The organism is Brooklawnia sp., assembly GCF_032229645.1.
In the GTDB taxonomy this organism is placed as follows: domain Bacteria; phylum Actinomycetota; class Actinomycetes; order Propionibacteriales; family Propionibacteriaceae; genus Brooklawnia.
In genome coordinates, this window is the sequence record NZ_JAVTWX010000086.1 from 1 (window position 1) to 7,616 (window position 7,616).

The 7,616-nt window shown below is 65.0% G+C and carries 6 protein-coding genes; 5 read left to right on the forward strand and 1 reads right to left on the reverse strand.

Annotated elements, in window-relative coordinates; translation table 11 throughout:
* Positions 1–518 precede the first annotated feature (518 nt).
* The 4 genes from pdhA to alr all read left to right on the forward strand — a co-directional run bounded on the left by pdhA (position 519) and on the right by alr (position 5,316).
* A complete protein-coding gene (pdhA, locus tag AAFP05_RS06240) occupies positions 519–1,667 on the forward strand; it encodes a pyruvate dehydrogenase (acetyl-transferring) E1 component subunit alpha (RefSeq protein ID WP_341728991.1) in 1,149 nt (382 codons plus the stop codon).
* Positions 1,668–1,681: 14 nt separating this feature from the next.
* The gene (locus AAFP05_RS06245) at positions 1,682–2,695 is read left to right on the forward strand and encodes an alpha-ketoacid dehydrogenase subunit beta (protein ID WP_341728992.1); all 1,014 of its coding nucleotides are present in this window, start codon (positions 1,682–1,684) and stop codon (positions 2,693–2,695) included.
* Between the two features lie 14 nt (positions 2,696–2,709).
* Entirely contained in the window at positions 2,710–4,032 is a 1,323-nt protein-coding gene (locus AAFP05_RS06250; protein ID WP_341728993.1) for a dihydrolipoamide acetyltransferase family protein, read from the forward strand.
* Between the two features lie 132 nt (positions 4,033–4,164).
* Positions 4,165–5,316, forward strand: a complete 1,152-nt coding sequence (gene alr / locus AAFP05_RS06255) for an alanine racemase (protein WP_341728996.1) — start codon at positions 4,165–4,167, stop codon at positions 5,314–5,316.
* Positions 5,317–5,337: 21 nt separating this feature from the next.
* Here alr and AAFP05_RS06260 read toward each other — a convergent pair whose 3' ends face one another.
* The gene (locus AAFP05_RS06260; RefSeq protein ID WP_341728994.1) at positions 5,338–6,018 is read right to left on the reverse strand and encodes an EcsC family protein; all 681 of its coding nucleotides are present in this window, start codon (positions 6,016–6,018) and stop codon (positions 5,338–5,340) included.
* 229 nt (positions 6,019–6,247) lie between these two features.
* Here AAFP05_RS06260 and AAFP05_RS06265 point away from each other — a divergent pair, with 229 nt between their 5' ends.
* The gene (locus AAFP05_RS06265) at positions 6,248–7,534 is read left to right on the forward strand and encodes a citrate synthase (RefSeq protein ID WP_341728995.1); all 1,287 of its coding nucleotides are present in this window, start codon (positions 6,248–6,250) and stop codon (positions 7,532–7,534) included.
* Positions 7,535–7,616 lie beyond the last annotated feature (82 nt).

Genomic DNA, 7,616 nt, shown 5'->3' on the forward strand with positions numbered 1-7,616 from the left:
ATGCACACCATCAAGGCGGTGATGGTCGCCACCTTGGGCGACTGATCGACCCTCCAGATCGTCCGGAGCGTCGGCTGCCGGAAGTAGCAGTGGCTGCCGGAATGCTCGGGCTCCGAGGTAGCGGCTGCCGGGCGTAGCAGCGGCTGCCGGAATGCTCGGGTCCGGAGCAGGCGGCTGCCGGAAGTAGCAGTGGCTGCCGGAATGCTCGGGCCCGGAGCAGGCGGCTGCCGGGAGTAACAGCGGCTAGCGAATGTTCGCTAGCTTTCGCGATTCGCGGCAGCTGGTGTGATCGTTGCGCGCGCATTTCGGTAGCGCCCGCCACTTTGGGTAGCTGCTGAGCGGCAGCCCGAGCAAGCTCGGCTGCTCTCGGCCTTCGTCGTTTGTGGGAACCGTACAAACGGCGCCGCTCAGTTCAGTTCGTCCAAGGATTTCCGCAGAAACCTACGGTTGGGTAACCTGTAACTGGCAACGAACCTACGATCCGGTAGGTTATGACGAACCGACGCCAGGAGGTCCTTGTGAACAGTGCGATGTCTGTTGGATGGCCCACCGCCCAGACCACTGCTCGGCCGGGACGCTTCCAGCCCCCGCAGCCTGCCGAGGTACCCACCGTGCAGTTGCTCGACCCCGACGGCAGCCTGATCGACGATCCCGACTTCGCGCCGACACTCAGCGGTGAGCAGGTCGCCGAGATGCTCAGCGACATGACCTTGATCAGGCGTTTCGACACCGAGGCCACCGCCATGCAGCGCAAGGGCCAGCTCAGCTTGTGGGCCCCGCTGCTCGGCCAGGAGGCCATCCAGGTGGGCGTCCATGCCGCTCTCGGCCAATACGACCACGTCTTCCCCAGCCACCGCGAACACGGTCTCGCGATGCTGATGGGATTGCCTGTCGAGCGGATCCTCGGCATCTTCACGGGTCAGGAGACCGGCGATTGGGACGCCGAAGAGGTGCACTTCCACCACCTCAACATGGTCATCGGCGGTCACACCCTGCACGGTGTCGGCTACGCGATGGGTCAGGCGCGTGACCGGCAGTTCGATTCGGCCGCCGACGATGGGGTCAGCCTGATCGTCCACGGCGACGGAGCCATCAGCGAGGGCGATGTCAACGAGGCCTATATCTTCGCCGCCGCCTACCAGGCACCTGCGGTCTTCCTGTGCGTCAACAACCAGTGGGCCATCAGCGAACCTGTCGAGCGGCAGTCGGTCGTCCCGCTCTACCAGCGAGCCTGGGGATTCGGCATCCCGAGCGTGCGGGTCGACGGCAACGACGTGCTCGCCGTGCACGCAGCCACCCAGTGGGCTCTGGCCCGCGCCCGCAACGGCGAAGGCCCCACCTTCATCGAGGCCTTCACGTACCGGATGGGCGCCCACACCACCAGCGACGATCCCACCAAGTACCGCAGCAAGGACGAGACCGCCGAGTGGCAGATCAAGGATCCGCTGACCCGCACCGAGGCCTGGCTTCGTAGCGAAGGTGTCTGGGACGATGCCCGGCAGGCTCATCTCGACCAAGAGGCCGAAGCCTTCGGTGAGCAGGTGCGTTCGGCCGTCAACAATGTGACGACGCCCAAGCTCGAAGAGATCTTCGACCGGGTCTACGCTCAGCCCACCCCCGATCTGATCGCGCAGCGCGCGCAGGTCGTCCAGGCGGCTGCGCTGTGAGCTCCACCCCAGCCATGAGCACTGCGCAGTCCCCAGCCGAAACCGGCGAGACTACTAAGACCCTCACCCTTGCCAAGGCGCTGAACGCCGGTATGCGCGCCGCGCTCGCTGCGGACGACAAGGTGCTGCTCTACGGCGAGGACATCGGCTCGCTCGGCGGTGTCTTCCGGGTCACCGAACGCCTGCAGGGCGAGTTCGGCCCCGATCGGGTGCTGGATTCGCCGCTGTCCGAGTCCGGGCTGATCGGTACCGCCATCGGGATGGCACAGCGGGGCTATCGTCCGGTCGTCGAATTGCAGTTCGACGGCTTCGTCTTCCCCGGCTTCGACCAGATCACCCAGCAGCTGGCCAAGCTGCGCTTCCGTTCCCAAGGCCGCGTCGAGCTGCCCGTGGTCGTCCGGTTTCCCTATGGGGGAGGAATCGGCAGCATCGAGAACCATTCCGAGTCGGTCGAGGCGTATTTCGCGCATACGCCCGGGCTCACCGTGGTCAGCCCGTCGAATCCCAACGACGGCTACTGGATGATCCAGCAGGCCATCGCCTCAGCTGATCCGGTGATCTTCCTCGAGCCCAAGCGTCGCTATCACGAAAAGGGCGTCGTCCACCTCGATGCGCCTGCGCACGGTCTGCACGACGCTGCGGTCGTGCGTGAGGGCAGCGATCTCACGCTGATCTGCTGGGGTCCGATGGTACGCAGCTGCCTGGATGCCGCGGCCGCCGCCGAGCAGGAGGGACGCAGCATCGAGGTCGTCGATGTGCGCAGCCTGCAGCCGCTCGACTTCGCGACGATCGCCGCCAGCGTCGAGCACACCTCGCGGGCGATCGTCGTCCACGAGGCGCAGCGCAACTACGGCCCCGGCGCAGAGCTCGCGGCCAGGCTGCACGAAGAACTCTTCTACGTGATGGAATCGCCCGTGCTGCGGGTGACCGGCTACGACACCCCGTATCCTCCCAGCAAGCTGGAGTCCGACTGGCTGCCGAACCTGGACCGGATACTGGCGGCCGTCGATCAATCTCTGGCTTACTGACAAGGACGATCAGAATGTTCGCATTCAAACTCCCCGATCCCGGCGAAGGCCTGACCGAGGCCGAAATCACCCAGTGGCTGGTCTCCGAGGGCGACGAGGTGCGCATCAACGACGTACTCGTCGAGATCGAGACCGCCAAATCGCTGGTCGAACTACCCAGCCCGGTCTCGGGCACGGTGCGCCGGCTGGTGGTTTCGGTGGGCGAGACCGTTGATGTCGGCACCCCGATCATCGAGATCGACGACGGCTCGGGCGATGCGCCAGAACCTGCTGCACAGCCCGCCGGCACCGACGACGCCGAGAGCGAGCCGGACGATCAACCGCAGCATCTGGTGGGCTCGGGGCCGTTGCCCGAGCCGACGAGCAGGCGGCGTCCGGCGACCCAGGCGCCAGCGCCACAGCCCGAAGCCCAGGCCGCCGAACAGCAGGGTCCCATCACCACCGCGGTGGGCAAGGTGCTGGCCAAGCCACTGGTCCGCAGGCTGGCGCGCGATCTGGGGGTCAAGCTCGGCAGTGTCCGCCCCACGGGCCCCAACGGCACGGTGAGTAGGGAGGACGTCGAGGCCGCCGCCGGGCTGGGCCAGTCTGCGATGGCAGCGCCCGCCGGCCGGTCCACGTCCGACTCGCTCGTCGGGCACACCGCACCGATCCGCGGTGTTCGCAAGGCGACCGCGCAGAATGTGGCGGCATCGGTGGCCAAACATGTGCATGTCACCGAGTTCAACACCATTGATGTCTCCGCGATGAGGTCCCTGGTCGACAGGCTGAAGGCCCGCCGTGAGTTCCGCGATCTGCACGTCTCGCCGCTGCTGATCCACGCCAAGGCGGTTTGCCTGGCCCTGGCGAGGCATCCCGAACTGAACGCCAGCTGGGACGCCGATGCCGGCCAGATCATCTACCACGACGACGTCAACCTGGGTATCGCCGCTGCGACCCCGCGCGGGCTGCTCGTCCCGGTGATCAATGGAGCCGACAAGATGAATCTGGTCGAGCTCTGCCGCGCCATCAACGAACTGGTTGTCACCGCGCGTGAGGGCCGGCTGCAGCCTGCTGATTATTCCGGCGGCACGTTCTCCATCACAAATGTCGGTGTCTTCGGCATCGATACCGGCACCCCGATCATCAATGGGGACGAGTCGGCGATCCTGGCGATGGGTGCCATCAAGCGGCGGCCTTGGGTTGTCGGCAGCGGTGACCACGAGCGGATCGAGCCGCGTTGGGTGACCACGCTGGCCGTCAGCTTCGACCATCAGCTGATCGACGGCGAGCAGGGTTCGCAGTTCCTCGCCGATGTCTCGACGGTGCTCTCCGAGCCGGAACTCGCGCTGCTGTTCTGAAGGTTCGCCGGCCGAAGGAATCCCCCGAAAAGCCCGCTCGGAGTGGACGAATCCCGAGGATTCTTTCGGATTCGCAGGCTGTGAGGGTCCCGACCAGCCAGCCATGGGGCGGCGGAATAGCATGCAAGGGTGTTGTACGCGACTCATGTGGTAGTCGATCTGGACGCGATCGCCCACAATGTTCAGGCAGCCCGTGAACTGTCACCGGGCAAAGAGGTTCTGGTGGCGGTCAAGGCCGACGCCTACGGCCACGGCGCGGTGCAGGTCGCTCGCCGGCTGGCCGCCGATGGACTCGCCGACTGGTTCGGCGTCGCCACCACTCCCGAAGGCATCGAGTTGCGCGAAGCCGGGATCACCCAGCCGATCCTGAAGCTCTCGCACTGTCTGTCGGACGACGAGTTGGACGCAGCGTTCGCGTCCGAGATCACCCCGGCTGTGGTGAGCCCGGCCAGTATCGCGGCGGTCGCGGCGGCCGCCGATCGGGCCGGACGACGCGGCTACCCGGTGCATCTTGCGATCGATACCGGTATGCGCCGGATCGGCTGCGATCCCGACGATGCCGTCGGGCTGGCCGCTGAGGCCGCCGACTGCGGCCTCGACCTGCAAGGCATCTTCACTCACCTGCCGATCAGCGACACCCCGCGCGGTGCCGCGTTCACCCGGGCCCAGCTGGACCGGTTCTTGGAGGCCGTCGATGCCGTGCAGCAGGCGCGAGCGGCCGCAGGGCTCTCGCCGGTGCCACTGGTGCATGCGGCGAACTCCGGCGCGGTGCTCGGCTACCCCAAGGACGGCTTCACGATGGTGCGCCCCGGCATCATGGCCTACGGCTACTATCCGGACGCCAACGAGACGCCGCACACGGCCGAGTTGCGGCAGGCCATCACCTGGAAGACCAAGGTGAGCGTGGTGAAGCAGGTGCGGGCCGGCGAAACAGTCGGCTACGGCCGCACCTGGACGGCCCCGGTCGACAGTTGGGTGGCCACCATGCCGATCGGCTACGCGGACGGTTACTCGCGACTCAACTCGAATCGCGGCCGAGTGCTGATCGGCGGTCGCAGTTACCCGATCGCAGGCCGAGTCTGCATGGATCAGACGATGGTCGATCTCGGCCCGGTCGTCCCGGGCGAGCAGGCTCCGGCCGAGGTGGGGGACGAGGTCGTCATCATGGGAAGCCAAGACGACCAGATGATCGGCACCGACGAGATGGCCGGGCTGATGGGAACCATCAGCTACGAGGTCACCTGCCTGATCGGCAAGCGAGTCGAGAGGGTCTATCTGCCCTGATCACAGACCTGGCGCGGTCGGTCAGCCCGCGGCGCGCCGGCTGACGAACTGGTCGCGGGCATAGCGGGCGATCGCCATGGCATTCCAGGAGTCGGTGGCTGCTCCGACGCCGCCGCCGATCACCGGGATGCGTTTGGCGATCAGCCCGACGGCCTGCTTGCCACCGGTGGTGGTGAGCAGCGCAGTCATCACCCGCTGTGAGATCAACTGCTCAAGCCGCCGGTCGGTGCCGGGAGCGGTGGCCAGCACCAGCGGTGTTCCGGGGAGTTCGCCGCTGGCCACCAGATCGTCCACGATGCGTTTGCCGAGCAGCGTGGTCACCACCGCATGCCGGACGCGTGAGTCGTCCAGATCGTAGCCGCGCAGGTGAGCGATCGCGGCGACCATCCGGGTCTGTACCAGTGCCACCCCGGCCAGGTTGGCGGGCGCGCCGATGAGCAAGGTGGCGATCCCGCCGATGTTCGTGACGAATCCTTGCGCGCCCGACAGCGCGATGTGGTTGGTGATCACCGATGAGATCGCGGCGTCGACCGATCCGTGTCCTTCGAGTTGTTTGGCGGCCGAGACCCGTGCGCCCGGAAACCAATCGGTGCCGTCGATGGCGAAGCCGACCAGCATTCGCAAGAGGCGTGCGGTGGAGTCCGGGGCGTCGATGGGCGCTGCGGCGATGATCGATTTGCCGATTCCGTCGGTGGCAGGCATATGGGCTCCCAATCACGTAGTTGTCACCACGCTAGCCCGGCACGCCGCAGGCCCGAAGCCGCCGGTCCCGGATTTCGCCCTGAGCGGGGTCGTCCAGAGTCTGCGCGGATAGGCTCGGTCACAGTAGACCACGACCCAGCCGCGAGATCTGCAAGCCGCCTCGCAATTTGATACCAGCGCCATGGCCGGTCGTGATAGATCACCATGGAGTTGAACGAAAGGAGCCCGCATGACCGAATATGCCCGACTCGAAGTCGACGGCCAGGTCTATGAGCTACCAATCCTCGAAGGTACCGAGGGTGAGCGTGCAATCGACATCAGCAAACTGCGTGCGGCCAGCGGGCTGATCACATTGGACGACGGCTATGGCAATACGGGTTCGTGTGCCTCGGAAATCACGTTCATCGACGGAGACGAGGGCATTCTTCGTTACCGCGGCATTCCCATCGAGACGCTCGCCGAACACTCAAGCTTCGTGGAGGCGGCGTATCTGCTGATCTTCGGGCACCTGCCCACTCAGGTCGAACGGGAGCATCTCAGCGATTTGCTGACCGAGTCGGCGGCATTGCACGAGTCGATGATGAAGCACTTCGATGCCTTCCCGACCAGCTCGCACCCGATGGCGATCATGTCGGCGATGATCAACTCGCTCTCAACCCATGAGAGGCCGAAGATCGAGCCCGGCGACGATGCCACCTTGGAGATCTATGCGGCCAAGCTGATCAGCAAGATTCGTACCATCGCGGCCGCATCGTTTAAGTCGAGCATCGGCGAGCCGATCATCTACCCGCGCCCCGACCTGCGCTATGTCGACAACTTCTTGCACATGATGTTCTCGCTGCCGTACAACGAATACGTGGCGTCCGCCGAAGTCAGTCATGCATTGAACATGTTCTTGGTGCTGCATGCCGATCACGAGCAGAATTGTTCGACTTCGACTGTGCGGATGGTCGCCTCGGGTGAGGCGAACCTCTACGCCTCCTGCTCGGCCGGCGTGGTCGCGCTGTGGGGACCCAAGCACGGTGGCGCGAATACTGAGGTCGTGACGATGCTGCAGCGCATGCGCCGTGAGGGCCTTTCGCCGCAGGAATTCTTGAATCAGGTCAAGGACAAGACAAACAATCGCCGACTGATGGGTTTTGGGCACCGTATCTACCGCAATTTTGATCCGCGGTCGAAGATTTTACGTAAGGCCGCTGAACGGTTGCTCAATTCGATGAAGATCGATGATCCGCTGCTGGGCATGGCTCAAGAACTTGCCGATCTGGCGCTCAACGATGATTACTTCATCGAGCGCAGGCTCTATCCGAATGTCGATTTCTACTCGGGTGTCATCTTGCGTGCCATCGGCATTCCGCTGAATATGTACACCGTGATGTTCTCGATGGGACGCATGCCCGGGTGGATCGCCAACTGGAAAGAGATTCACGACAACCCGGGCCAGAAAATCTATCGTCCGCGTCAGCTGTACGTCGGCAACCCGAAGTCGGAGTGGATTCCGCGGCACCTTCGCTGAATGCGCGTGTGGGAGCCCACCCAGACGCGACAGGTCGCAGAGATGTCGGCACCCGGTGCCAGACTGGAGTCATGCGCATGCA